Here is a 24442-nt window from a genome sequence, read left to right on the forward strand (position 1 = left end):
CCGTGGTTTATAATTTGTGAAGAAAGCAGTCATAAACTAAAAGAGGCCTGGCTTGCTCGGGTCGCTTGATCTGTTCTTGAAAAGAGCTTTTGCGAATGCGTTGGAAATCGACAGCCCTTGTACTGATCTTCACTGCAGCGCTTGCCGGCTGCAACGACACGCTGGAAAGCGCGACGTATGATTCTCCCAAGGTCTCCAACAAGATAGAACAGCCACTGCCAGCGCGCCTGCTCGCCGAGATCCGGCAGAAGGGCATGGATCGCAATGCGCCGATCATGCTGCGCATCTTCAAGGAAGAAGGCGTGCTGGAGGTCTGGAAGGCCAAGACCAACAATCGATTCGACAAGGTGGTCCAGTATGACATCTGTGCCTGGTCGGGACGACTGGGTCCCAAGGTCAAGGAAGGCGACCGGCAGGCACCGGAAGGTTTCTATCCGCTGTCGCCGTATCACCTGAACCCGAATTCGAAATATTTCCTCGCGATCAATACCGGTTTCCCCAACCGGTTCGACCAGGCGAACGGCCGCAACGGCTCCAACCTGATGATCCATGGCGCCTGCTCGTCATCGGGCTGCTATTCGATGACCGACGCGCAGATTCTGGAAATCTATGCTTTTGCCCGCGACGCCTTCAAGGGCGGCCAGCAGAACATTCAGTTGCAGGCATTCCCGTTCCGCATGACGGCGGAAAACATGGCACGCCACCGCCACAGCCAGCACTATGACTTCTGGAAGATGCTGAAGGTCGGCTACGACAATTTCGAGGTGACCAAGCGCCCGCCGGAAGTGGGCGTCTGCAACAAGGGCTACGTCTTCAACCAGTTGACGGCAGGTGGCCAGGCTTTCAACCCGCAAGCCGCCTGCCCGCCGATGTCGACACCGCCGGCCCTGCAAATGTCCCTGGCGCAGTACAACAGCGCCTATGACCGTGACTATGCCAAGGCGATGAAGAAATTTGACGGGAAGATCTGGTACGATCCGAGCGAAGCCGAACGCAAGGCCCTGGTCGTCGATCTGCGCAAGTCGCGCTCGCACGACCTCGCCTTTGCCCCGACAGGCTCAGCGCTGAAGGCCGGCAAGCTGATCGACATCGACAACACCGATCCGGCAAAGATCGCGACCGCGACATCGGCTGGCGCCGCGATCAACCAACTGACGGCGAAGAAGCCCGCAGGCGCCGCAACCGCGGAGGCGCCCGTTGCAACGGCAACGGCAGCACCCGTCGCAGCGCCGGCAACGACAGCAACTGCAGCTATCACGCCGGCTCCGACCACTGTCCCGGCTCCGGCAATAGCGGCAACGGAGACCGCAGCACCGACACACGCTGCGCCGCTTGCGGCAACAGCAACGGCCCAAACTGGCCAGACGGTCGTGCCGGTACCTCAGCCCAACCCGCAGGTGGTCGAAACGACCGTCGCGGAAGCCCCGCAGAAGAAAAAGCCGTTCTGGAAGATCTGGTCGACGGAATGACCGATCCGGTCGTCTACGACCTAAAGGGGCTGAAATGCCCCTTGCCGGTCCTCAAGACACGCCGCCGGCTTGACGATTTGCCGCCGGGTGCGCTGCTGGTGATCGAGACCACCGATCCGCTGGCCGTGATCGATATTGCCCATTTCTGCCGCGAAGACGGCCATGCGCTGCTCGAGACCCGACCGCTCGAGAGCGGTCATCGGTTCCGGATCCGCAAGGGCGGCACAGGCATTGCCTAGAGGCGGTAACCCGGCACGGCGAGGGGATTGTCGACCATCGCCGCACGATCCGGCCGGTCGACCCCGATGCTGCCGGTAAAGGCGCCGAACAGTTCGCGCACATAATCTTCCGACAGATCCTTGGTGATCAGCACCAGCCGCGTCTTGCGGTCGGACCCTTCCGGCCAGGCCGGCAGGCGCACCGGCATATGGAAGATCGACTGCACGCCATGCAGGACGAGCGGCCGGTCTGGCTGGTCGGTCAGGGCGACGATCGCCTTCATCCGCAGAATCTTCTCGCCATGGCAGGAGCGCAGCAGATCGATGAACATGTTGAGCGCCATCGGATCGATCGGCTGCTCATGGATGATCGAATAGGAGCGAATGGATGTGCCATGCCGGTTCACGTCATGATGGTGGTCATGACCGTGCTGGTGTCCGTGATCGTGTTGATCATCGTCGTGGTGACTGTGATGCCCATGCTCGTGCCCGTGATCATGGTGGTCATGCGCCACCTCGTCCTTCAGCCAGCGATCGACATCGGCGATCTTGCTGGCCGGATCATAGAGGCCGTTGACCAGGATGGCGGCGCTGCCGGCCTCGTCGGCATCGCCATTGGTGATCGGCGCCCGCGGATTGAGCGCCCTGAGCCGCGCAACCAGCGCCTTCGTGTCGCCGGCTTCCGGCAGCGTGGTCTTGGTCAGGATCAGCCGGTCGGCGACCGCGATCTGCTTGTAGGCTTCAGTAAACCCGTCGATGGTCGACAATCCGTTGACCGCATCGACGACGGTAATCACGCCGTCCAGATCGAAATGCTGCGAGATCGCCGGATGGCCCATCACCGACTGCATGACAGGTGCCGGATCGGCAAGGCCGGTAGTCTCGATGACGATGCGCGACAACGGCTTGATCTTGCCGGTCTGCATGCCGTCGACCAGTTCGGCCAGCGTATCGACAAGCTCGCCGCGCACCGTGCAGCACAGGCAGCCATCGGACAGTTCGACGACCGCATCGCTGGAGGACTCGACCAGCAGATGGTCGATGCCGACTTCGCCGAATTCATTGATGATGACGGCTGCATCCTTCATCGCCGGATCCTTGAGTATCCGGTTGAGCAGCGTCGACTTGCCCGCACCGAGAAACCCGGTCAGGATCGATACGGGTATACGTTCGATGCTCATATCATTCACTTTCCATCAAAGGGTCCGAACGATCGCCGGATCAGAAGGTCGGCCGCGGCCGCGGGATCGGCACATTGGCGATTTCGCTCACCTGTGCCCCCGTCTTCGGCTTGCCCGCCGGTTCTCCGCCGGAGATCAGCCCTGCATAGCTGAAGCTCGGCTCGTGATCCATTTCATGGATATAGGGCGACATGAGCTTCATCCGCCCGACTTCGTCGCGCCCTTCGCTGCGAACCTGGCGGGCCTTGGGATTGCAGATCTCGCTGCTAATATCCACCACCTGGTCGAGACCTTCGCCATAGGGCTGAAGGTTCTCCAGGCGCCCGCCCGCCGTCGAGGTCGTCAGCCCCTTCTGCAGCAGCTCGGCCGACTGGTCGGCGCGCGCGCCAAGGCTGTCGGCACCCAGCACGACCGAAATCACCGTGCGGCCATTGCGGGTGGCGGATGATACCTGGTTGAAGCCGGAGGCGCAGATATAACCGGTCTTCATGCCGTCGGCACCGGCGAACCGGCCGACCAGCAGATTATAGGCCGCGTAGTTCTTCTTGCCCGTCGTCACCCCTTCCAGCGCGAAATAGCTGGCATATTCCGGAAAATCGCGGCGGATCGCGGCCGCGAGCAAGGCGAGGTCGCGCGCCGTCGTATACTGCCCCTTGCCCGGCAGGCCGTTCGGATTGACGAAGCGCGACGAGGTCATGCCGAGCGCCTTGGCATCGGCATTCATCCGCGCGACGAAACGTTCCTCGCTGCCGCTCACCGTTTCAGCGATCGCAACCGCGATGTCATTGGCCGACTTGACGATCAGCAGCTTGAACGCACTGTCGAGCGTCAGTTTCGATCCCGGCTTGAAATAGGTCTTGCTGGCAGGTTCCGCCGCCGCATGCGCGCTCATCGTCACGATGCTCTGCAGCGACAGTTCGCCGGCCCGGATCGCCTTGAAGGCGGTATAGGCCGTCATCAGCTTGGTCAGCGAGGCCGGATACCATTTGCGGAAGGCTTCCTGATGCTCGATCACGCGGCCGCTTTTGACATCGACGACAATCATCGGATTGGCCACGGCGAAATTCGGCACGGCAACCGCCGACAAACAGGCGACGACCGCGACCCGGCGCAGCGCTCCTGCCGTAGACAATATGCTTGAAAACTTCGTGGACACGACTGCAATCCTCTCACATTGGGGATATCTCGCATTCGGCATCTGTTTGCCGTAGCAACGCAAGCAATGGCAAAGCCTATTGAATACGTCAATCAGGAGGCGCACATTCCGCGCCGACAATCACGTGATCCGCAATGCATCGACCAGGACAGCAATATGCCAATTCTGAACCGCGCCGCCGAACTCCAGTCGGAGGCCACCGAATGGCGCCGCCATCTGCACGCAAATCCCGAAATCCTCTATGACGTTGAAAATACGGCGAGCTTCGTCGAACAGAAGCTCAAGGAATTCGGTGTCGACGAGGTGGTGACAGGCATTGGTCGCACCGGCGTTGTCGGCGTCATCAAGGGACGCGGCCAAGGCGATCGTGCCATCGGCCTGCGCGCCGACATGGACGCGCTGCCGCTGACCGAGATCACCGGCAAGCCCTGGGCATCGACGACAGAGGGCCGGATGCATGCCTGCGGCCATGACGGCCACACCGCCATGCTTCTGGGTGCGGCAAAGTACCTGGCCGAAACCCGCACCTTCCATGGCAATGTCGTGGTCATCTTCCAGCCGGCCGAAGAAGGCGGACGCGGCGCGCTGGCCATGGTCGAAGACGGCCTGATGGAGCGTTTCGGCATCGCGGAAGTCTACGGCATGCACAACATGCCGGGCATGGCAGCCGGCAGCTTTGCCATCCGCAAGGGCGGCATCATGGCCGCACCCGACAAATTTGCCATCAAGATCGGTGGCCGCGGCGGCCACGCTGCCGAACCGCACAACACCATCGATCCCATCGTCGTCGGCGCGCAGATCGTCGGCGCGCTGCAGACGATTGCCGCCCGCAATGCCAATCCGCTGCGCTCCGTGGTGGTGTCGGTTACCCAGTTCCACGCTGGAACGACCCACAACATCATCCCGGAAGAAGCCTATCTGACCGGCACGGTGCGTTCGCTGGACGAGGCCGTGCGCGACCTTGCCGAAAAGCGGATCGCCGAACTGGCCCATGGCATTGCCGCGGCAAACGGCGCAAAGGCCGAATTCGAATATGAACGCGCCTGCCCGGTGACGGTCAACCATCCAGCCGAAACGAACTATGCCGCACAGGCCGCCATCGACATCGCCGGCGTTCACAATGTCGATACCGATGTTGACGCCTCGATGGCGGGCGAAGACTTCGCCTTCATGCTGCAGGCAAGACCCGGCGCCTACATCATGATCGGCAATGGCAAAACCGCCGGCCTTCACAATCCTGCCTATGACTTCAACGACGACGTCATAGGCCTTGGTATTTCCTATTGGGTCCGCCTGGCCGAACGCCGACTGACCGAATAATCGCGCTCAGGCGTTGCCAGCACGGAGGTGGCAAGCAAAATCACTTGGCTTGCCGGCTTTGCTTTTGTATGGAGAAGGAAGTGGTCCCGTAGCTCAGCAGGATAGAGCATCAGATTCCTAATCTGAGGGTCACGCGTTCGAATCGCGTCGGGATCACCATTTGACCAATTTTTGCGGGTAAACGTTGAAGGGTTGTATTCGGACTGGAAACAGTCATGATGGCAACTTGTGCTACGCCGACGTTTTGTATTCCAAATGCGTCAGCCTTGAACGGGAGGAAGCCAACATGGCATCTGTATCCCTCGGCTCATTGGCTCGTGAAAAAGCCGACATCGTCGAACGTGCGGTAAGACGGATCAGTCGCCAGGAAAACTTGATCCTCGATACGAAACAGGCCGACAATGCCACCGCTTTGCTGATCTATCTGGTGGAAAGCGGCGTGCAGGATGTAGACGAGCTGGTTGAATTCGCCTCCCTTGCCAAAGGAAAGCGCTACGACCCCATGGACGGCAGTTTCACATAGGCAGACGCCGCAACCCAAGCGAATGCGACGTTCGCGATACGGGCGCGATGTGGGCGCGAGCCCGACTACCTATCATCCTTGCCATAGATTTCCCCGGTCAATGCATCCCGGCGATAGCGGTTATTGGCGTGATCACGCATCTGCATCATCCCGTAGGCGATCACGGCGCCGACGAGAACGGGGCCGAGCACCAGTCCCAACAGCCATAGAAAATTGGACATCCGCTCTCCTCCCAAGCAGATACACAAGGCTATACTTATTTACCAGAGTTGGGCGAAAGAGTCTCGCAAAACAACCGATCAGGTTTCTTTTTCGCCCGCGGTCTTTTCCTCGATCGCTGCCTGCAACTCCAGGGCCAGCTTGATCAGATTTGTCGGCACGTGTTCGCGTGTATGTTCTTCCATCAGGAGATCGAGCTTTTCCCGGACAAGACCGCCCGCCCGATGGCGACGGCCCTTGCCGGACGCTCCCGCTGTTTTTTCCATTCGGTCCCCCGATCTTCATAATGCTTCATGTGGTCACTCTTTCGCACTATCGGACAAACGACGCGTTTGCGAAACAGGATTTGAGTGCGTTGATCGTCGATAGGCACCGTTCCGGTCAAACCGGCCGGGTGCTGCTATGCATCACCGGGCTTCAGTTCGGGAAACTGCGCCAGAAGTGCCGCATCGTCACTGAACGACTGCGGCGCACCGCTCAGGATGACGCTGACATTGTCACCAACCTCGACAGGCTCGTCATGGCTGACGTCTGTTTGTTCGCCGCTGGCGAGAACCAGGGTCGCACGCGACTTGAAACCTTGCTTGAGCAGCCAGTCGCGCGGCGCATGCATCGTGACGGTGGCCTGGTAGCGCGCGTCGACCCGCTCGACGGATACCTGGTAGGCCACCGGTGAAAGCCGCCCGCCTATCAAGATCTGTCCCTGCCCATCGGCGTTTTCGAGATGCTGGGTCATCGCTCCGTCCTTTTCAGTGCTCTTCCGACTGTGCCATGGCACGCTGAATACCTGTCGAAAGAACACTTGCCGGTGGCAGTTGTTCCCCAGCTTCGCTGAAGCCGGGGCCGGAAGGCACAATTCAACCTACACTTTGTCGGGAGGCTTCGGCGAGGACCGCGCTTCGGCGACGGACGTATTCCAGTAACGCCGTCCCGCTTGGCCAGCAACGTGCCCCGCGTGGGGGAGAACCGCTTGGAATGCCTCAGGACATCCCTGGAATACAATGCGCAACCGGGCGTAGGGCTTGCCGCATCGCATTGGGAACTATGCGTATGGCGATGCGTTTCCAATCCATTGCGCTGATTGTTACCGTGGAGGGTGGTGAACTTGTCGATCCGTAGAGCCGAGCTTGCTGCACAGTCCGATGTCGTGGACCTCATTCCGGCACTGCGTGCCTTCGCGCGCACCTTTTGCCAGAAGCCCGAGGAAGCCGACGACCTGGTGCAGGAAACACTGATGAGGGCCCTGGCCAATCTCGACAAGTTCGAGCCCGGCACCCGGCTGAAATCCTGGTTGTTCACCATCATGCGCAACACCTTTTGCACGCGGATCAAGAAGAGCAGCCGTGAGAGTGTCGGGCTGCCTGAGGCACTGACGGCAACGCTGGTCACCGAGGCCAGTCAGGACTGGGTTGTGCAGGCTGACGAAGTGCGCCGCGCGCTGGAGCGGCTCCCCGCCCACCATCGCGAGATTCTGGTTCTGATCGTGATGCTGGGCGAGCGTTACGAAGATGCAGCCGTGATCTGCGGGTGTGCAGTCGGCACGATCAAGAGCCGCCTCAACCGCGCCCGCGAACAGTTGAAGCGGGAACTTGGCGAAACCGCCGCCAGCCAGTGAAGCAGCGTCGCCGTTTCATGCCTGTATGAAATGCCGGGTCCTTCCATGTCGACCCGAGAGGACTGCGCCCTCGTCGATCAAGGCGCGCCCATTGCCCAGTCCGCACGACACCTCCAGCCATTCACAATGCAGATGATCTGAAACCGCAATTCGGTGCAGGTTTTCGATCAGGCGTTTTGAGAAGACACAATGCACAAGGCCGGCAACAGGGTTACCGGCCTTGCAGGTCTCATTCTGAAAATTATGCCGCTTTCTTCTGCGCGGCCGAATTGACCGCGGTTTGCGCCAGCTTGGTCAGCGTCTCATCGGTCTTGGATTCTTCGGCAAGCGTTGCATCCAGAAGCTTCACGGCTTCGGTGAGACCAAGCTGCTGCGCCCAGGCGCGAAGCGTGCCATAGCGGCTGATCTCGTAATGCTCGACAGCCTGGGCTGCGGCAAGCAGACCGGCATCATGCGCCGGCGAGCCCTTGAACTCGTCCATGATCTCTTCGCCTTCTTCGACGATGCCGTCGATAGCGGCACAGGTCTTGGCGCGCGGACGCTTGCCGATGATCTCGAACACGTCCTGTAGGCGCTCGATATGCCCTTCGGTCTCGTCCTTGTGCTGCAGGAAGGCCGCCTTCAGCTTCTCGCTCTGAGCGGCGCGCGCCATCTTCGGCAGCGTCTTCAGGATCTTGCGTTCGGCGTAGTAGATGTCCTTGAGTGTTTCGTAAAACAGATCGTCGAGGGTCTTGTCTGCCATTGGAGTTTCTCCTCAGTTTGAAATGACAAGACTCGAACGGCTCTCGACGCCGAAAGTTCCTGGAACACAGCGGCTTTCGCGACAAAGGCGTGCAAAAGCGACAGGCAGCACCCGACCCGCTGCTCACCGATTTGGCGCCAGTGGAAAGGGAAAATCAGCGGGCGCTGCTGAGCGCCCGTAGCGCATTGAGGATGACGGCGACATCGATGACTTCCTGGAGCAGCGCACCCTGTACCGGCGCGAGATAGCCGAAAGCCGCCGCGATCATTGCACCGCCGGACAGGACGAGCCCAGCCACGGCACTCTGCACGGCGATGAACCGGGCGCGTCTGGCGATCGCCACCGCCACCGGCAGGCGGGACAGGTCATCCACCAGCAACACCACATCGGCAGTCTCGGACGAGGCCGCCGCGCCGCGTGCGCCGATCGCCACGCCGACATCGGCAACCGCCAGTGCCGGCGCGTCGTTGACGCCGTCGCCGACCATCATCACCGATCCATGCTGCCGCTCGGCTTCGATCACCGCCACCTTGCGCTCGGGTGACAGGTCACCATGGGCGCCATCGAGACCGAGCCGGGCGGCGGCGGCCGTGACGATATCGCTGCGATCGCCCGACGCCATGACCAGCCGCGTGATGCCGAACTTACGGAAGGCATCGACCGTCAGGCCGGCATCCGCCCGTACCTGATCGGAGAGCAGGATATGGCCGGCACCGCGGCCGTCGATGGCAACCGCGACCACGGCCGTTTCAGCCGGCACGATCTGGCGCGGCAGCAGTTCGCCCGGCGCCAGCCGCGAGGCGACAAATCCCCCGCCGCCAACCGTCACGCGGTGGCCGGTGACAAGACCTTCGATACCGAACCCGGCGGTCTCGTGAATGTCTTCGGGCAGGTCGAGATGCAGGCCGCGCGCGACCGCGGCCCGCACCAGCGCTTCGGCCGTGACATGGCCAGACGCCTGGTCGAGCGAGGCCGCAAGCCGCAGGATGTCATCGGCGACAAAGCCCGGACAGCAGCGGATCTCGCTGACCTCGGGCCGACCGGCCGTCAGGGTGCCGGTCTTGTCCAGCACCACGACCTTGACCGCTGCCAGCGCTTCCAGTCCGCCGCCGCTCTTGATCAGCACGCCATGGGCGGCGGCCCGTGACATGCCGGATATCACAGCGACGGGAACGGCGAGAATCAATGGACAGGGCGTTGCCACCACCAGCACGGCAAGAACCCGGGTCGCATCCTGGCTGAACCCGTAGGCCAGACCTGCCAGGGCAAGGGTGAAAGCCAGGAAAGCCAGGGCGTAACGATCCGCCAGCCGGACCATCGGCGCCCGGCTTTTCTGCGCATTTTCCACCAGCCTGACGATGCCGGCATAGGTACTCGCGGCAGATTCCCGCAAGACCAGAAGGTCGAAGGCTGCACCGACGACAGTCGCGCCGCTCGGCACTTCGGCGCCTTGCACAAACCGCACCGGCATCGGCTCGCCGGTCAGCGCAGAGAGATCGAGTTCGACCACCTCGGCAAGAACGCGGCCATCGACGGGAATGACTTCGCCGACGCGCATCAATGCGCGGTCGCCGGGCTTGAGGGTCTCGATCGGGGCGGAGACCAGCTCTGCGCCGCGATAGACCATGGCGGTGCGGGCAACGCGGCCCAGAAGCGCCGTCATGTCGCGCCGCGCCCGCCCCTCGGCGAAACTCTCCAGCTGCTGCCCGCCGGCATACATCACGGCAACGATCGCGCCGGCCAGCGTTTCGCCCAGAATGAGGGCCACGCCGATCGACAGCGCAGCAATCGCATCGACACCGACCCGGCCGGCAAGCACCGAGCGGGCGATCTCGGTCAATAGCGCGATCAGCACGACCAGCCCGCTGACGAACCAGGCGGTCGACGCAAGATCCGGTCGGCCAAGCAGATAAAGCAGGCCACCGCCGGCCAGCCCCAGAAGGGCAAAGCCAGCCAGAAGGGCGGGTGCCATTTCGCGCAAACGCAGCATTGTCGCATCCTGTCTCGGTGCCAGCCCTGGATCACGCGACCGTTGGACGGCCCGGGCCTTGCTGGTCCCTGCGTTCCCTTGTAGAGCCATCTCTGAATGAAGCAATTCGGACATAAGCAGCATGATCGACAGCGACCGGCATCGCCGCATCACCGTTCTCGGTTCCACCGGTTCGATCGGCGTCAATACACTCGACGTGATCGAGCAATTGGGTGGTCGCGAACGCTATGAGATCATGGCCGTTACCGGTAACGGCAATATCGAACTCCTGGCGGAACAGGCCCGCCGCACCGGGGCAAAGCTGGCGGTGACAGCCGACGAAAGCCAGTATATCGCGCTGAAATCGGCGCTTGCCGGGTCTGGCGTCGATGTGGCGGCCGGAAGCGCGGGCCTGGATGAAGCAGCAGACATGGATGCCGGTTGGGTCATGGCCGCGATTGTCGGCACGGCCGGCCTTGCCCCGACGCTGCGCGCAGCCGCCCGCGGCGCCGATATCGCCCTTGCCAACAAGGAATGCCTGGTTTCGGCCGGCGCGCTGTTCATCGACGCCGTGCGTCAGGCTGGCGGCCGGCTGATCCCCGTCGACAGCGAACATTCGGCGATTTTCCAATGCCTCGACAACGACCAGCGCCATGTGCTGGAACGCGTCGTGCTGACGGCATCCGGCGGCCCCTTCCGCACACACACACGCGAGCAGATGGCCAATGTCACCGTCCAGACCGCCCGCAGCCATCCGAACTGGTCGATGGGCCTGAAGATCTCCGTCGGCAGCGCCTCGATGTTCAACAAGGCGCTGGAAATGATCGAGGCGAAATATCTCTTCGATGTGCGCCCCGACCAGATTGAGGTCATCGTGCATCCGCAGTCGATCGTGCATTCGATGGTCGGATATGCCGATGGCTCGGTGATCGCCCAGCTCGGCGTGCCGGACATGCGCACGGCGATCGGCTATGCGCTGACCTATCCGAAACGCTGCAGCCTCAACGTCGACCGGCTGGATTTCGCCAAGATCGCCCGCCTCGATTTCGAGGCACCGGACGAAACCCGTTTTCCGGCGATCCGCCTTGCCCGCACCGCGCTGGAGCGCGGCGGCCTCCAGGGCGCGATCCTCAACGCTGCAGAAGAAACCGCCTTCGACGCCTTCGTCGAGGAACGCATCGGCTTCCTCGCCATGGCCGATATCGTCGAACGGGTGATGGATGACATGGTGGGTGTCAGTCAGGCATCGACCATCGCAGATGTGTTTGCCGCCGACCGCGAGGCGCGCAGGCAGGCGGCAGATGTAATTGCGCGACGCTCGCTTTAAAAATTAACGCAACCGTGAATTAAGCAACAATGAGGCATCTTCAAGATTTCCTACGGACAGCGACAGTCTCCGAAACTTTGATTTGACGAGTGAAATTGAATACATTGAGGTCAGCCTAGCAGTGGATTTTGGAGGCTATTGTGAAGCTATTGATTGCATCGGCACTTTATTTGATTTTGGGAAACAACGCGCTCGCCGACACACTTCTTTGTGTTGAAGAAGCAGCAGGTGGCCTGAAATTTGTGGAGGGCACTTGGAAGGGCGTCGTGTTTAAAACTGGCGGGCCCCAATTTGTCGTTACAAGTTCGGACAAAAAATCCTACGAGATCAAGAAGGTAGGTCAACAGTACCCCACTCATCGCTGCGAAAGATTGAAGCTCCCGGATGGCTCATTTGCGAGCCAAATGACGTGTGGAGGACTGGGGTACGGATTGATATTGAGCTTCGATAAATTGCGGTACGTCGAAGTATATACTCTCGGATACATAGATGAAGACCAAAGCGGCGATAACACTCCGTCGGTGACGGGCGGAAAATGTACTGCCATAAACCCGTAGCAAGGCGTTTCGAAAATGCAAAACGGGCCGCATTTCCGCGGCCCGTTGAAAAATCATGTTTTCCCTACGCTGCGATCAAGCGACCGCGCGGGCGAGTGCGCAGCGCGACCAGAGCTGGTGCAGCGAATGCACCAGATGTTCGAGATCCTCGTCCGAATGCAGAGGCGTCGGCGTGATGCGCAGGCGCTCGGTCTTCTTCGGCACGGTCGGATAGTTGATCGGCTGGACATAGATGCCGCAATTGTCGAGCAGCAGATCGGAGATCCACTTGCACTTGGCGGCATCGCCGACGATGACCGGCACGATATGGCTTGGATTGTGCAGGTGCGGAATGCCGGCGGCATCCAGCATGTTGCGCAGCCGGCGCACGCGCTCCTGATGGGCGAAGCGCTCGATCTGGCTGGTCTTCAGGTGACGGATCGAGGCAACCGCACCGGCTGCCAGCGATGGCGGCAGGGCGGTGGTGAAGATGAAACCCGAGGCAAACGAACGGACGAAATCGCACAGGGCACTGGACGCGGCAATGTAGCCGCCCATCACGCCGAAGGCCTTGCCGAGCGTGCCTTCGATGACCGTCAGGCGGTGCATCAGGCCTTCGCGTTCGGCAATGCCGCCGCCATGAGCGCCGTACATGCCGACCGCATGCACTTCGTCGAGATAGGTCATCGCGCCATACTTGTCGGCGAGATCGCAGATTTCCTTGATCGGGGCGATGTCGCCATCCATCGAATAGACGGATTCAAATGCGATCATCTTCGGCGCGCGCGGATCGGCGGCAGCGAGCTTGGCTTCCAGATCCTTGACGTCGTTGTGCTTCCAGATGACGCGTTCGCACTTTGCATGGCGGATGCCTTCGATCATCGATGCGTGATTGAGCGCATCCGAGAAAATGATCAGGCCGGGGATCTTGGCGCCGAGCGTACCGAGCGCCGCCCAGTTCGAGACATAGCCGGAGGTAAAGATCAGCGCCGATTCCTTGCCGTGCAGGTCGGCAAGCTCGCGCTCGAGCAGAACGTGGTAGTGATTGGTGCCAGAGATATTCCGGGTGCCTCCAGCACCCGCGCCACAGTGATCGATCGCGCCCTTCATGGCCTCGATCACCTTGGGATTCTGGCCCATGCCGAGATAATCGTTCGAACACCAGACGGTAACGTCCTGGGTGCCTTTTTCGGTGTAGCGGGTGGCGCGCGGAAAATTGCCCTGCTGACGTTCTAGATCAGCAAAGACACGGTAGCGCCCTTCCTCGTGAAGCCCTTCAAGCTCGTTCTTGAAAAACGCCTCGAAATCCATGCCTAAACTCCAGCTTTTTGACTCTCTTTTGAAAGTCTCCGGCGTTGCGGTCAACCCCGTTTTGTAAATTCATTCTAAACTGCGACAAATGGCGCGAGTTTTAGTCTTATCGCATATAAATCCTAAAGGATCACCCTCAGCGAAACTTGATCTGCGTCAAGCTGCAACAGAAAAGGACGGCTTCGGCCGCCCTTTTCCAGTTTTTTGCCCCGAGACCGGCAATTACGCGGCCTGAACGGCGCGTTTTGCCATGACACGAACGAGATTGGCCCGGTATTCCGCGGTGCAATGCAGGTCCGACATCAGGTCGGCCGAATCAATCTGCACACCGGACACGGCCTGCGGCGACCAATCGGCCGTAAGCGCCTGCTCAAGACCGGCATGGCGAAAGACCCCCGACGAACCGGCACCGGTGACCGCAACGCGTACACCGCCTTCGCCTTTCGTGACGAACACGCCGGTCATGGCAAACCGTGAAGCCGGGTTGGCGAACTTCGCATAGCCGGCTTTTTCCGGCGCCTGGAAGCGCACGGCGGTGACGATCTCGTCGTCGCGGAGCGCGGTCTCGAACAGGCTGACGAAGAAATCGTCGGCCGCGATCTCGCGCCGGTTGGTGACAACCGTGGCGCCGAGCCCGAGCACGGCCGCCGGATAATCGGCAGCCGGGTCGTCATTGGCAATCGAACCGCCGATCGTGCCCATGTGGCGCACATGCGGATCGCCGATCAGCGATGCGAGATGCGAAACGGCAGGGCAGACAGAGCGGATCGAGGCCGAGGCGGCGACCTCCGCATGGGTCACGCCGGCACCGATCGTCACCGTGCGACCATCGACGGTGATACCCTTCAAGGCTGCGATATGGCGCAGGTCGACCAGATCAGACGGCTGCGCCAGGCGTTGCTTCAAGGTGGCGATCAGGGTCTGCCCTCCGGCGATAAATTTGCCGTCCGCGGCACCGGAAAGCAGCTTGCCGGCGTCCTCAAGCGAAGAGGCGCGGTGATAGCTGGTGGAATAGAGATGCATGGTTATTCCTCCCTTATTCGGCCGCTTGCCGGATCTGGCGCGCCTGGAGCGCGGACCAGACGGCGAGTGGCGTTGCCGGCATGTTGAGCATGTTGTTGCCGATCGCATCGGTGATCGCATTGATCAGCGCCGGCGGCGAACCGATGGCACCGGCCTCCCCGCAACCCTTGATGCCGAGCGGATTGCCCGGACATGGCGTGTTCTGGTGCGAGACGCTGAACGACGGCAGGTCGTCGGCGCGTGGCATGGCATAATCCATGTAGCTGGCGGTCAGAAGCTGGCCGTTCGCCGGATCGTAATGCACGCCTTCCAGCAGCGCCTGGCCGATGCCTTGCGCAATGCCGCCATGCACCTGCCCTTCGACGATCATCGGGTTGATGATATTGCCGAAGTCGTCGGCAGCGACGAACTGGACGATCTCGGTCTTGCCGGTTTCCGGATCGACTTCCACCTCGGCAATGTAGCAGCCGGCCGGGAAGGTGAAGTTGGACGGGTCGTAAAACGCGCCTTCCTTCAGGCCCGGCTCCATGCCCGACGGCAGGTTGTGCCCGGTATAGGCGGCCAGCGTCACCTGGAACCAGGGCACGCTCTTGTCGGTGCCGGCGACCTTCATCTCGCCATTGCCGATGACGATATCGCTTTCGTCCGCCTCCATCAGATGCGCCGCGATCTTTTTTGCCTTGGCCTCGACCTTGTCGAGCGCCTTGACGATCGCCGACATGCCGACGGCACCGGAGCGCGAGCCATAGGTTCCCATGCCCATCTGCACCTTGTCGGTATCGCCATGCACGATGGAGATATTGTCGAGCGGTACACCGAGGCGTTCCGAGACAAGCTGGGCGAAGGTTGTCTCGTGACCCTGGCCATGGCTGTGCGAACCGGTCAGCACTTCGACGGTGCCAACCGCATTGACCCGGACCTCGGCCGATTCCCACAGACCGACGCCAGCACCCAGAGAACCGACCGCGGCCGATGGCGCAATGCCGCAGGCCTCGATATAGCAGCTCATGCCGATGCCACGCAGCATGCCGCGTCGGGCAGCCTCTGCCTTGCGGGCGGAAAAGCCGTTCCAGTCGGATGCCTGCAAGGCCGCCTCCAGCGACGCATCGTAGTCGCCGGCGTCATAGTTCATGATCACCGGTGTCTGATGCGGGAAGGAGCGGATGAAGTTCTTCCGGCGCAATTCGACCGGCGAAATGCCGAGCTCACGCGCCGCCGTCTCGACGGTCCGCTCCAGAAGATAGGTCGCTTCCGGTCGCCCGGCACCGCGATAGGCATCGACCGGAACCGTATTGGTATAAACGGTGCGCACATTGCAGTGGATCGCGGCAATATCATACTGGCCGGACAGCAGCGTCGCATAGAGATAGGTCGGCACGGCGGACGAAAACAGCGACATATAGGCGCCGAGATTGGCAACTGTGTCGACTTTCAGGCCGATGATCTTGTGATCCTTGTCGAAGGCCATCTTGACCTTGGAGACATGGTCGCGGCCATGCGCATCTGTGAGGAAGGCTTCGGTGCGATCCGATGTCCACTTGACCGGAACCCCGGTCTTCTTCGATGCCCAGAGACAGACGATCTCTTCCGGATAAATGTAGATCTTCGAGCCGAAGCCGCCGCCGACGTCGGGCGCGATCACCCGCAGCTTGTTTTCCGGCGCGACATTGTAGAAAGCGCTCATCACCAGACGCGCCACATGCGGGTTCTGCGATGTCGTGTAGCAGGTGTAGTGGTCTTCCGAACCGTCATAGATGCCGAGCGTCGCGCGCGGTTCCATCGGATTGGGTGACAGCCGGTTGTTGAAGATCTCGATCTCGGTGACATGCGCCGCCTGTGCGATCGCCGCATCGGCGGCCGCACTGTCGCCGATCTCCCAGTCGAAGATCAGGTTGCCGGGTGCTTCGGGATGCAGTTCGGGCGCACCGGGCTTGAGGGCATCGACGGCGATGGTGACCACCGGAAGCTCGTCGTAGGACACGGACACGACTTCGGCCGCATCCCGCGCCTCGCCGAAACTGTCGGCAACGACGATTGCAACGGCATCGCCGACATAGCGCACGGTATCATGCGCCAAAGGCCGCCAGCCGCCCATTTTCATCGGCGAGCCGTCTTTCGAATGGATCATCCAGCCGCAGATCAGATTGCCGATGCCATCCGCCAGCAGCTGCTTTCCGTCGAGCACATCGATCACGCCCGGCATGGCTTTTGCGGCCGAGGCATCGATGCCCGTGATGCGGGCATGCGCATAAGGCGAACGGACAAAGTAGGCATATTTCATTCCGGGCACGACCATGTCGTCCGTATACCGGCCCTTGCCGGTCAGGAAGCGCTTGTCTTCCTTGCGCGCCACACGCGCGCCAATTCCTTCAACACCCATTTTCATCTCCTCCAGAGATCAGGATAAAGGCAGTCAGGCAGTGGCGGCAGGCAGGGGTCGTGTCGAGGCGACAAGCGCCTATACCATTCCCGAAGGCTACCGCCTTTTCGTCACTCGGCGGCCTGACGGCCTGCGTGCATCTCCGCATTGGCAGACAGGACCGCCTTCACGATGTTGTGGTAGCCCGTGCACCGACAGATATTGCCCTCGAGCTCATGGCGCACGGTGGCCTCGTCGAGCGTTCCGTTGTGACGACCGATGATGTCGATCGCGGTCATCACCATGCCTGGCGTGCAGAAGCCACATTGCAGGCCGTGATGTTCCTTGAAGGCCGCCTGGACCGGATGCATCTCGCCATTGACCGCCACGCCCTCGATCGTCGTGATGCTCGATCCGGCGGCCTGTACGGCCAGGATCGAACAGCTCTTGATCGACTTGCCGTCCATATGCACAACGCAGGTTCCGCATTGTGTCGTGTCGCAACCGACATGCGTGCCGGTCAATCCCAGTGTCTCGCGAATAAAATGCACAAGCAGCGTGCGGTCCTCGCATTCGCCACTCACCGTCCGGCCATTCACCGTCAGCGTCACTTTTGCCATGTTGTTCCTCCTCGTGTCTCTCCCTGACACAAAGGCATCGTGTGTCTTTTCTTAAGCCCGATCAACAGTCCGGATGAGCCGAATTGAAATAAATATATGCCGCAACGCAGCATTGAAGCCTTGTTTCTCAGGCGTGCCGCTTATTTGCCTAATAGACTGAAATTTGCCCAGGCGCCGGTAGGCGTGGCGCATGGACTTTCGCGAATTGACCGCTATTCTGCCGCTTGCCGCCGCCATATTAGAAAAGCCTGAATGCGGATGGATGTTCTCGATCAAAACCGGCTGGACCGGATGCGTAACAGTGGAGAAAACAAAATGAAAAAAGCTCTCATGCTTGTACTGGTCGGCCTGTCGGTCGCTGGCTGCACCCAGACCGAAAAGGGCGCCGGCATCGGCGCTGTCGGCGGCGCGATCATCGGCGGCGCGATCACCGGCGACGTGCGTGGTGCAGCAGTCGGTGCCGCCATCGGCGGCGTATCCGGCGCCATCATCGGCAACGTTTCGGACCAGCCGGGCCAGTGCTACTACCGCGACCGTTACGGCCGCCGCTACATCGACAACTGCCCGCGCGGCTACTGACCCACATGACGGGGACGCGCGATGAGCGCGTCCCTTTTTTATAGAATTTTAAGAAAAGAGTATGCCTTTTTTAGCATTTTCTCCTAAGTTGCCCCTTGGTGGGGGTGGACCAGCCAGGTCGCGATAAGCGAAAATGTGCGTATGCCGAGTGGATTTGTGTTGCCGAAAATGAGTGTCGCGTTCCGGCTCGGTATGGCTCTGTTGACCGTGAGCCCCTTGTTGCTCGGGCCTGTTTTTGCTTCAAAAGCAGCAGCCTTCGAGCTTTTCGGGATTCGTCTGTTTGGCGAAGACGACAAACCCAACGATGTGATCGACCCGGTCAACTACTCCATTGCACTGACGACCGGCGACGCCGACAGGGCTCTTTCCAAATCCCTGCGACGAACCTCGCTTCTGCTCGCAGGCGAGGACGAACCTGTCTCCGGCGATCTCGGACTGGTGATCAAGGCGAAAGACGATCGCGATCGCCTGCTGGCAACCCTCTACGAGAACGCCCGTTATGGCGCGGTGGTCACCGTCTTGGTCGACGGACGCAACATCGACAGCCTGCCGCCAAATCCGACTTTCGATAGGTCGAGACCAATCCCGGTCGCGATCACCGTGGAGACGGGTCCCGTCTTCACGCTGGGCGAGGTCACCCTGGCGGGGGACGCCGCGCGTCTCGATCCGGCGGAATTCGAACTCGCACCCGGCGGTGCCGCAGGCTCGCTGACAATTCTCAAAGCTGCAGCGCAGATCGCCGACACCTTGAAGGCGGAAGGCCGGCCGCTGGCTGAACTCACAAGGCGCGAGGTCGTCGCCGACCATGACACCAATACCGTCGATGTGACGATCGCCGTCGAGGCCGGTCCGATCGCCCCGCTCGGCGATGTGACCGTCAAGGGCGCACGCCAGGTCAATGCCGAATTCATCGAGCGCTATTCACGACTTCGGCCGGGCCAGCCGTATTCGCCTGAACAATTGCGCAAGGCTGGCGAACGCCTGCGCACGCTTGGGGTATTCTCGTCCGTGACCATCGACGAGCCGGAAGCGCTTGCAGCCGACGGCTCCTGGCCGCTGGGCATCACCGTCTCGGAAGGCAAACACCGCTATTTCGGCTTTGGCGCCAGCTATTCGTCGATCGACGGTGGCGGGCTGGAGGGTTACTGGGGCCATCGCAACCTGTTCGGCAACGCCGAATCATTGCGGCTGGAAGGCGCTGTGCGCGGCCTTGGCGAAGCCAGCGATGTCACCAACCTGTCCGATCTCGACTATGAGGCGGGCCTGACCTTCATCAAGCCCGGCGCGTTTTTCCCCTCGGCAACGCTAGAGGCGAGCATCAAGGCTAGCGCGCTGGACAGCGAGCACTATGATGCCGCAACGATCGCCGGAAAAGTCGCGCTGGCCTATGAACTGAGCGATATCGACACGGTCACCGGCGGCGTATCGCTGACCTATGACAGCATCGAGGATGCCTTCGGCGAGAACGAATACCTGACCTTCGGCGTTCCGCTCGGCTATACCCGCGACAGCCGTGACAACAAGCTCAATCCGACCGAGGGCTATCTGGCGTCCCTATCGACGACCCCGAGCTACGAGATCAACGGCAGCACTGTCTTCGCCTCGGTCGAGGGCTCGGCTTCCGGCTACCTTGGCCTCGGCGCTGAAGACCGCATCGTCCTGGCCGGCAAACTCTCTGCCGGCAGCCTGTTTGGCGGCGGTGATCTGGCGGCGATTCCGGCCACCCGACGCTTCTTTGTCGGCGGCGGCGGTTCGGTGCGCGGCTATGCCTACCAGGCGATCTCACCCTACAATGATGCAGGCGACGCAACGGGCGGCCGATCCTATGCCACCGGCTCCTTCGAGGTCCGGATGCAGGTGACCGAAACGATCGGCATCGTGCCCTTTCTTGATGTGGGCACCGTTTCGGCCGACAATGTGCCGGATTTCTCCGATATTCGCATGGGCGCAGGCGTTGGACTGCGCTACATGACACCTTTCGGGCCGCTCAGGCTCGATGTTGCTGTTCCGTTGCAACGATATGACGACGGCAGCAGTTATGGCATTTATGCCGGCATCGGTCAGAGCTTCTGATCTGCGCAAATTCGGCAGAACAAGGACCATAAGACAATGATCTGGCTGAAACGCATCCTCAGATGGACGATCCGGCTTTTCGCCGGGCTTGTCGCGACCCTTGTGACGCTGACAATCCTCGTCGTCGTGGTCGGCGGCCTGTCGGCCAGCGGCAGCCAGTTCCTCGCAAACCAGATCGCGGCCCTGATCTCGAAAGACAATCAGCAGATCACCATCACCGCGCCCAGCGCCTTGCTCAGCGAGACCCTGACCATCGAGCGGATCACGGTCGCCGATGCGAAAGGCACCTACACGACCATCGACGACCTGGCGCTTGACTGGACCCCTCTCGATCTTCTGTCACGGCGTTTCACCGCTGAAAGGCTGGCGGCCCGCTCGATTGAGATCGACCGTGCGCCGGAGCCGAGCGCTATACCCGAACCCGTGTCGGACGAACCTTTCTCGCTACCCGTCGCGATCGACATCGCGGCCGTAGACCTGCCGTCGATCAAGGTGGGTGCGGCATTGGCGCGCCGTGACGTCGAAATCGCGGCAAAAGGTGCGGCCCAGATCATCGGCAGCGACATCACCAGCCAGCTATCGGCCACCTTGCTCGGCGACCCCTCGGCAAATCTGGTCGCCGATGTGCTCTTCGCGCCGAACGACGACCGGCTGCGCCTGAAGCTGGACTATGCCGAACCGAAGGGCGGCGTTGCCGGAAACATGCTGCAATTGCCGGATCAGTCGGCGCTGGATCTGAGGGTCGATGGCGATGGAGCCATCAGCAACTGGGCCGGCAAGATCACCGCCGCCCTGGATGGCAAGCAGACCATTTCCGTCGATGCAACGCATCAGCTTGCAGCCGACGAAACGCGCAATGTCACGCTCATCGGCGGCGGCAACTTTGCCAGCCTGATGCCGCCGCAATTGCGCGACCTGTTTGCCGGCGAAACGGCCATCGATCTTGCGGCCCGCATCGCGCCCGATGGCGGGATTGAGATCAGCAAGGGGGAACTTTCCACGCAGGCTGCGCGGGTCTCGGCATCGGGCCGTTACGATCCCAAGGGAGTGAATGATCTCACCCTTTTGGCGCAGGCGGTTGCCGAGCCGGTCAGGCTGCAGTGGCAGCAGGACAAGGCAATCTATGGCGTGGCCGTGCGGAGCGCCAATCTGACGCTGAGCGGCAATGCTGAGGCAGCAGCCCTGAAGGCAGCCGTCGACCTGTCCACCCTGTCGGCCCCGCAGGGCACCCTGTCAGGCATCGACCTGACAGCCGAAAGTGCGGGTTTCGATATCGCCAATCGCCAGGGGCCTGTCGATCTGCAGCTTGCCGTGCGGGCAGCCGCGTTCACCGACCCCCAGCTTGAAAACTATGTTCGCGCGCCCCTGAAGATTGCCGCCCCTCTGACGATCGAACAGGATGCCATCGCAACCGACAGGCTGACGCTTGAGAGCGCCGGCATCGGTGGGGAATTGACCGGTCGCTATGTGCTCTCGGCACAGACCTTTGCCGGTGCGCTGAAGGCCTTCGTGCTGCCCGACCTCCTGCCACCGGCGCTGGCCGAAAAACTCACAAAACCGGTGGCGATTTCGACCCGGATCGATTTTGCAGCACCAAAGGCTGTCAGCCTGCGCGATCTTCAACTGCAGACCGACCTCGGCTCGGCTGAGGGCGCCGTCTCGCTTGCGCCCGATGGCATCGTTGCGGCCGACCTCATCGGTCGATTGAACGATATCGCAGCCTTCCAGCCGCGGATCAGCGGTGGCGCCGCATTCGACATTTCGGCCTCAGGCCCGCCGGATGCAATCGAAGGCAATGTGAATATCGTTGTCGAGCAGGGAAAAGCGGCAGGATACGAGTTGCGCGACCTTTCGCTGCAAATCGAAGGGCTCGCCGATCGACAAACGCCGCGCGGACAAGTGCGGCTGACCGGACAGATCGATGGCCAAGCGGTCGATGGATCTGCCGACGTGGTTTCGGAGAATGGTGAAACCAAAATCCCGGCTCTGACGCTCAATGTCGGCACCAACCGCCTCTCGGGTGCCCTGGCGCTGGATGCGGCGTTCCAGCCGACGGGTGACCTGACCTTCGATTTTCCGCAGCTTTCGCTGCTTGCGGCTCTGGGTGGCCAAAACGTAAGCGGCGACCTCGCGGGCAAGATTGCAATTACTTCTGCGAACGATCGCATTGCAGCCAAGATCGACGCATCGGGCAAGGCGCTGAGCCGCGACAATCTGCGCATCGAAAGCCCCAACATTCAGCTGGCTATCGGCGATCTGGCGGCACTTTCGGTCGAGGGCTCCGTGAGGGCAGCCGTAGTTGCCAGCGGAGCCAACCGCCTCGGCACCCCTGAAGTCACATTTTCCCGAGCCGGAAGCCGCACGGATTTTAATGCCAAGGCGCAATATGATGCGGCACCGCTCGAAGCGGCCGGCAGCATCGAACAGCAGTCGCAGGGGCTGGCAATCGCGCTGGATCGCTTCTCCGCCAGACCCCGCGGTATAGCACTGGCATTGGCGGCGCCGACCAAGCTTGCCGTGGTTGATGGCACAGTGCAGATCCGCAAGACCGTGATCAACGCCGGGACCGGCACTGTGACGGTCACCGGCAGTGCTGGCGCGACGCTGGATATCAGGGCCGATATTGCATCCCTCCCAGCGTCTCTTGCCGCAGCCTTTGCCCCGGCTCTTTCCCCCGCCGGCACCATTTCCGGACTGGTCGAAGCGAAAGGCACGTCATCGGCGCCCGATGTCACCTACCAGCTCGACTGGCGCAATGCGGAGCTGGCCCAGACACGGGCAGCCGGACTGGTTCCGCTGGACATCGCTGCCAATGGCCGCTTCCAGAACCAGACGCTTTCGCTCGACACCCGGCTTTCCGGCGGCGGCGGCATCGGCCTCAGCGGCGGCGGCAAGCTCAATGTTTCCGGCATGGGGCTCGACATGCGCTTTGAGGGCAGCCTGCCGCTGGCGGCCGCCAACACGATCCTTGGTCGACAGGGACTGGTGGCGCAAGGCAATGCGAATGTGAACGTGACAATCCAGGGAACCGCATCGGCACCCGCTATTGCCGGTTCGATCACTGCCAGCGGCGCCCGGATCGTCGACGTGCGGCGCAACCTTGCGATCGAACAGATCGCTGCGACCATCAACCTGCGTGACAACCGCGCCCAGATCGCCAGCCTGACCGGCAACTTTGCCTCGGGCGGTCGCGTCTCGGCCAACGGTTCGATCGACATACTCGGCCAGGGCATGCCGGCCGACCTTGCCATCAATGTCGACCAAGCCGTCTATGTCGATGGCAATACGGTGACGGCTACCGCCGATGCACGACTGACGCTGCGCGGTCCGCTCCTCGCCGGCCCGACTCTGGCCGGCACGGTCGATCTGTCGCGTACCTCGATTACCTTGTCGGAGCGTCGTCCGACGAGCCTTTCACAACTCGACATCCAGCATCGCAATGCCCCGAAGGCAGTCACCCAGCAATTACGCACCATCACGCCGGCCACAGGAAGAAGCTCCAGCTCCTCGATCCTGCTCGATCTGCGCATATCCTCCCCCTCCCAGACCTTCGTGCGCGGCCGCGGCATTGACGCCGAGCTGGGTGGAACTCTGACGCTGACCGGCTCTGCCTCCGCACCCAATGTCTCCGGTGGTTTCGAGCTGCGCCGCGGACGCATGCAGATCCTGACGAAACGCCTGGACATTACCCAGGCCGAGATCACCTTCGGCGGCGACCTCGTGCCGATCATCGACCTGGAAGCCACCACCACCTCGGGCAGTTCGACCGTCACGATCAAGCTCTACGGATTTGCCAGCGATCCGGAGGTCACCTTCAGTTCGTCGCCAACCCTGCCGCAGGACGAAATCCTCGCCCAGCTGATCTTTGGTCAGTCGATGTCACGGCTTTCGGCGCTGCAGATCGCGCAACTGGCCGATGCAGCCGCTCAGCTCGCAGGCGGCAGTTCGACCTCGCTGTTTCAGGCGCTGCGCTCGACGCTCGGCGTCGACGATCTCGACATCTCGACCGATTCGACCGGCCAGACCAGCATCAGTGCCGGCAAATACCTGAACGACCGCACCTATATCGAACTGCAGCAAAGCGGCAGTGGCGGTGGCAAGGCGGTGATCAATCTCGATATCGGCCGCGGCGTGAAATTGAAGGGCGAAGCGGGCGGCTCGGGTGCCGGCGGCGGCATCTACTACGAAAAGGAATATTGATC

The 24442-nt window shown here is 61.5% G+C and carries 22 protein-coding genes and 1 tRNA gene; 12 read left to right on the forward strand and 11 right to left on the reverse strand.

All coding sequences use genetic code 11. The features are described from left to right. Window positions 1–95: 95 nt before the first annotated feature. Together LQ231_RS00305 and LQ231_RS00310 are read left to right on the forward strand one after the other, a co-directional pair. On the forward strand, window positions 96–1469 hold the full coding sequence (locus LQ231_RS00305) for a murein L,D-transpeptidase family protein (RefSeq protein WP_113142608.1): 1374 nt from the start codon (window positions 96–98) through the stop codon (window positions 1467–1469). Continuing rightward, window positions 1466–1708, forward strand: a complete 243-nt coding sequence (locus LQ231_RS00310) for a sulfurtransferase TusA family protein (protein WP_230169851.1) — start codon at window positions 1466–1468, stop codon at window positions 1706–1708. Before LQ231_RS00305 ends, LQ231_RS00310 begins: the two co-directional genes overlap by 4 nt. Here the strand turns inward: LQ231_RS00310 and LQ231_RS00315 are convergent. Together LQ231_RS00315 and LQ231_RS00320 are read right to left on the reverse strand one after the other, a co-directional pair. Beyond that, window positions 1705–2868, reverse strand: a complete 1164-nt coding sequence (locus LQ231_RS00315) for a GTP-binding protein (protein ID WP_230169852.1) — start codon at window positions 2866–2868, stop codon at window positions 1705–1707. The genes LQ231_RS00310 and LQ231_RS00315 overlap by 4 nt on opposite strands. Window positions 2869–2908: 40 nt before the next feature. Beyond that, a complete protein-coding gene (locus LQ231_RS00320; protein WP_230169853.1) occupies window positions 2909–4024 on the reverse strand; it encodes a D-alanyl-D-alanine carboxypeptidase family protein in 1116 nt (371 codons plus the stop codon). Between the two features lie 156 nt (window positions 4025–4180). On the opposite strand from LQ231_RS00320, the gene LQ231_RS00325 reads away from it, so the two are divergent. The 3 genes from LQ231_RS00325 (at window position 4181) to LQ231_RS00335 (ending at window position 5867) form a co-directional block, all read left to right on the forward strand. Beyond that, complete coding sequence (locus LQ231_RS00325) at window positions 4181–5344, forward strand: M20 aminoacylase family protein (protein WP_113142871.1); 1164 nt, start codon at window positions 4181–4183, stop codon at window positions 5342–5344. 82 nt (window positions 5345–5426) lie between these two features. Beyond that, window positions 5427–5503, forward strand: a tRNA-Arg gene (locus tag LQ231_RS00330). Between the two features lie 127 nt (window positions 5504–5630). Beyond that, complete coding sequence (locus LQ231_RS00335; protein ID WP_113142872.1) at window positions 5631–5867, forward strand: hypothetical protein; 237 nt, start codon at window positions 5631–5633, stop codon at window positions 5865–5867. A 65-nt stretch (window positions 5868–5932) separates the two neighbouring features. Here the strand turns inward: LQ231_RS00335 and LQ231_RS00340 are convergent, their stop codons facing one another. The 3 genes from LQ231_RS00340 to LQ231_RS00350 all read right to left on the reverse strand — a co-directional run bounded on the left by LQ231_RS00340 (window position 5933) and on the right by LQ231_RS00350 (window position 6822). Then, the gene (locus LQ231_RS00340) at window positions 5933–6088 is read right to left on the reverse strand and encodes a hypothetical protein (RefSeq protein ID WP_162742690.1); all 156 of its coding nucleotides are present in this window, start codon (window positions 6086–6088) and stop codon (window positions 5933–5935) included. Window positions 6089–6166: 78 nt separating this feature from the next. Beyond that, entirely contained in the window at window positions 6167–6352 is a 186-nt protein-coding gene (locus LQ231_RS00345) for a hypothetical protein (protein ID WP_230169854.1), read from the reverse strand. Between the two features lie 134 nt (window positions 6353–6486). Then, the gene (locus LQ231_RS00350) at window positions 6487–6822 is read right to left on the reverse strand and encodes a hypothetical protein (protein ID WP_113142613.1); all 336 of its coding nucleotides are present in this window, start codon (window positions 6820–6822) and stop codon (window positions 6487–6489) included. A 369-nt stretch (window positions 6823–7191) separates the two neighbouring features. Here LQ231_RS00350 and LQ231_RS00355 point away from each other — a divergent pair, with 369 nt between their 5' ends. Next, window positions 7192–7701, forward strand: coding sequence for a sigma-70 family RNA polymerase sigma factor (locus LQ231_RS00355; protein ID WP_113142614.1), 510 nt, complete (start codon window positions 7192–7194; stop codon window positions 7699–7701). 241 nt (window positions 7702–7942) lie between these two features. On the opposite strand, the gene LQ231_RS00360 is transcribed toward LQ231_RS00355, so the two are convergent. Then, complete coding sequence (locus tag LQ231_RS00360) at window positions 7943–8443, reverse strand: ferritin-like domain-containing protein (protein ID WP_113142615.1); 501 nt, start codon at window positions 8441–8443, stop codon at window positions 7943–7945. A 154-nt stretch (window positions 8444–8597) separates the two neighbouring features. Continuing rightward, complete coding sequence (locus LQ231_RS00365) at window positions 8598–10433, reverse strand: heavy metal translocating P-type ATPase (RefSeq protein ID WP_230169855.1); 1836 nt, start codon at window positions 10431–10433, stop codon at window positions 8598–8600. A gap of 121 nt (window positions 10434–10554) precedes the next feature. Here LQ231_RS00365 and dxr point away from each other — a divergent pair, with 121 nt between their 5' ends. Next, on the forward strand, window positions 10555–11739 hold the full coding sequence (gene dxr, locus LQ231_RS00370; RefSeq protein WP_230169856.1) for a 1-deoxy-D-xylulose-5-phosphate reductoisomerase: 1185 nt from the start codon (window positions 10555–10557) through the stop codon (window positions 11737–11739). A 140-nt stretch (window positions 11740–11879) separates the two neighbouring features. Beyond that, complete coding sequence (locus LQ231_RS00375) at window positions 11880–12296, forward strand: hypothetical protein (RefSeq protein WP_230169857.1); 417 nt, start codon at window positions 11880–11882, stop codon at window positions 12294–12296. Between the two features lie 75 nt (window positions 12297–12371). On the opposite strand, the gene hemA is transcribed toward LQ231_RS00375, so the two are convergent. From hemA to LQ231_RS00395, 4 genes are all read right to left on the reverse strand, one after another. Further along, a complete protein-coding gene (hemA, locus tag LQ231_RS00380; protein WP_230169858.1) occupies window positions 12372–13586 on the reverse strand; it encodes a 5-aminolevulinate synthase in 1215 nt (404 codons plus the stop codon). A gap of 222 nt (window positions 13587–13808) precedes the next feature. Beyond that, the gene (locus LQ231_RS00385) at window positions 13809–14609 is read right to left on the reverse strand and encodes a xanthine dehydrogenase family protein subunit M (protein WP_113142620.1); all 801 of its coding nucleotides are present in this window, start codon (window positions 14607–14609) and stop codon (window positions 13809–13811) included. A 13-nt stretch (window positions 14610–14622) separates the two neighbouring features. After that, the gene (locus LQ231_RS00390) at window positions 14623–16989 is read right to left on the reverse strand and encodes a xanthine dehydrogenase family protein molybdopterin-binding subunit (protein WP_113142621.1); all 2367 of its coding nucleotides are present in this window, start codon (window positions 16987–16989) and stop codon (window positions 14623–14625) included. A 110-nt stretch (window positions 16990–17099) separates the two neighbouring features. After that, complete coding sequence (locus LQ231_RS00395; RefSeq protein WP_113142622.1) at window positions 17100–17588, reverse strand: (2Fe-2S)-binding protein; 489 nt, start codon at window positions 17586–17588, stop codon at window positions 17100–17102. A gap of 190 nt (window positions 17589–17778) precedes the next feature. On the opposite strand from LQ231_RS00395, the gene LQ231_RS27185 reads away from it, so the two are divergent. The 4 genes from LQ231_RS27185 (at window position 17779) to LQ231_RS00410 (ending at window position 24440) form a co-directional block, all read left to right on the forward strand. Continuing rightward, on the forward strand, window positions 17779–17907 hold the full coding sequence (locus LQ231_RS27185) for a hypothetical protein (RefSeq protein WP_290371338.1): 129 nt from the start codon (window positions 17779–17781) through the stop codon (window positions 17905–17907). Further along, entirely contained in the window at window positions 17904–18167 is a 264-nt protein-coding gene (locus LQ231_RS00400; RefSeq protein WP_113142623.1) for a glycine zipper domain-containing protein, read from the forward strand. The genes LQ231_RS27185 and LQ231_RS00400 overlap by 4 nt, the downstream gene beginning before the upstream one ends. Before the next feature lie 192 nt (window positions 18168–18359). Further along, window positions 18360–20240 (forward strand): autotransporter assembly complex family protein, encoded by a 1881-nt coding sequence (locus LQ231_RS00405; protein WP_230173190.1) that lies wholly within the window; start codon window positions 18360–18362, stop codon window positions 20238–20240. A gap of 36 nt (window positions 20241–20276) precedes the next feature. Further along, window positions 20277–24440, forward strand: a complete 4164-nt coding sequence (locus LQ231_RS00410; RefSeq protein ID WP_230169859.1) for a translocation/assembly module TamB domain-containing protein — start codon at window positions 20277–20279, stop codon at window positions 24438–24440. The last annotated feature ends 2 nt before the right edge of the window (window positions 24441–24442 follow it).

The organism is Rhizobium sp. CECT 9324, assembly GCF_918741265.1.
Taxonomy (GTDB): Bacteria; Pseudomonadota; Alphaproteobacteria; order Rhizobiales; family Rhizobiaceae; genus Allorhizobium.

What these genes read in the sequence shown, in the direction of transcription:
- LQ231_RS00405 (WP_230173190.1), top strand. Translation starts at nt 18,360, where the DNA reads ATGGCTCTGTTGACCGTGAGCCCCTTGTTGCTCGGGCCTGTTTTTGCT.
- LQ231_RS00410 (WP_230169859.1), top strand. Translation starts at nt 20,277, where the DNA reads ATGATCTGGCTGAAACGCATCCTCAGATGGACGATCCGGCTTTTCGCC.
- LQ231_RS00315 (WP_230169852.1), bottom strand. Translation starts at nt 2,868, where the DNA reads ATGAGCATCGAACGTATACCCGTATCGATCCTGACCGGGTTTCTCGGT.
- LQ231_RS00335 (WP_113142872.1), top strand. Translation starts at nt 5,631, where the DNA reads ATGGCATCTGTATCCCTCGGCTCATTGGCTCGTGAAAAAGCCGACATC.
- dxr (WP_230169856.1), top strand. Translation starts at nt 10,555, where the DNA reads ATGATCGACAGCGACCGGCATCGCCGCATCACCGTTCTCGGTTCCACC.
- hemA (WP_230169858.1), bottom strand. Translation starts at nt 13,586, where the DNA reads ATGGATTTCGAGGCGTTTTTCAAGAACGAGCTTGAAGGGCTTCACGAG.
- LQ231_RS00395 (WP_113142622.1), bottom strand. Translation starts at nt 17,588, where the DNA reads ATGGCAAAAGTGACGCTGACGGTGAATGGCCGGACGGTGAGTGGCGAA.
- LQ231_RS27185 (WP_290371338.1), top strand. Translation starts at nt 17,779, where the DNA reads ATGGACTTTCGCGAATTGACCGCTATTCTGCCGCTTGCCGCCGCCATA.
- LQ231_RS00345 (WP_230169854.1), bottom strand. Translation starts at nt 6,352, where the DNA reads ATGGAAAAAACAGCGGGAGCGTCCGGCAAGGGCCGTCGCCATCGGGCG.
- LQ231_RS00385 (WP_113142620.1), bottom strand. Translation starts at nt 14,609, where the DNA reads ATGCATCTCTATTCCACCAGCTATCACCGCGCCTCTTCGCTTGAGGAC.
- LQ231_RS00360 (WP_113142615.1), bottom strand. Translation starts at nt 8,443, where the DNA reads ATGGCAGACAAGACCCTCGACGATCTGTTTTACGAAACACTCAAGGAC.
- LQ231_RS00310 (WP_230169851.1), top strand. Translation starts at nt 1,466, where the DNA reads ATGACCGATCCGGTCGTCTACGACCTAAAGGGGCTGAAATGCCCCTTG.
- LQ231_RS00325 (WP_113142871.1), top strand. Translation starts at nt 4,181, where the DNA reads ATGCCAATTCTGAACCGCGCCGCCGAACTCCAGTCGGAGGCCACCGAA.
- LQ231_RS00305 (WP_113142608.1), top strand. Translation starts at nt 96, where the DNA reads ATGCGTTGGAAATCGACAGCCCTTGTACTGATCTTCACTGCAGCGCTT.
- LQ231_RS00340 (WP_162742690.1), bottom strand. Translation starts at nt 6,088, where the DNA reads ATGTCCAATTTTCTATGGCTGTTGGGACTGGTGCTCGGCCCCGTTCTC.
- LQ231_RS00365 (WP_230169855.1), bottom strand. Translation starts at nt 10,433, where the DNA reads ATGCTGCGTTTGCGCGAAATGGCACCCGCCCTTCTGGCTGGCTTTGCC.
- LQ231_RS00390 (WP_113142621.1), bottom strand. Translation starts at nt 16,989, where the DNA reads ATGGGTGTTGAAGGAATTGGCGCGCGTGTGGCGCGCAAGGAAGACAAG.
- LQ231_RS00350 (WP_113142613.1), bottom strand. Translation starts at nt 6,822, where the DNA reads ATGACCCAGCATCTCGAAAACGCCGATGGGCAGGGACAGATCTTGATA.
- LQ231_RS00400 (WP_113142623.1), top strand. Translation starts at nt 17,904, where the DNA reads ATGAAAAAAGCTCTCATGCTTGTACTGGTCGGCCTGTCGGTCGCTGGC.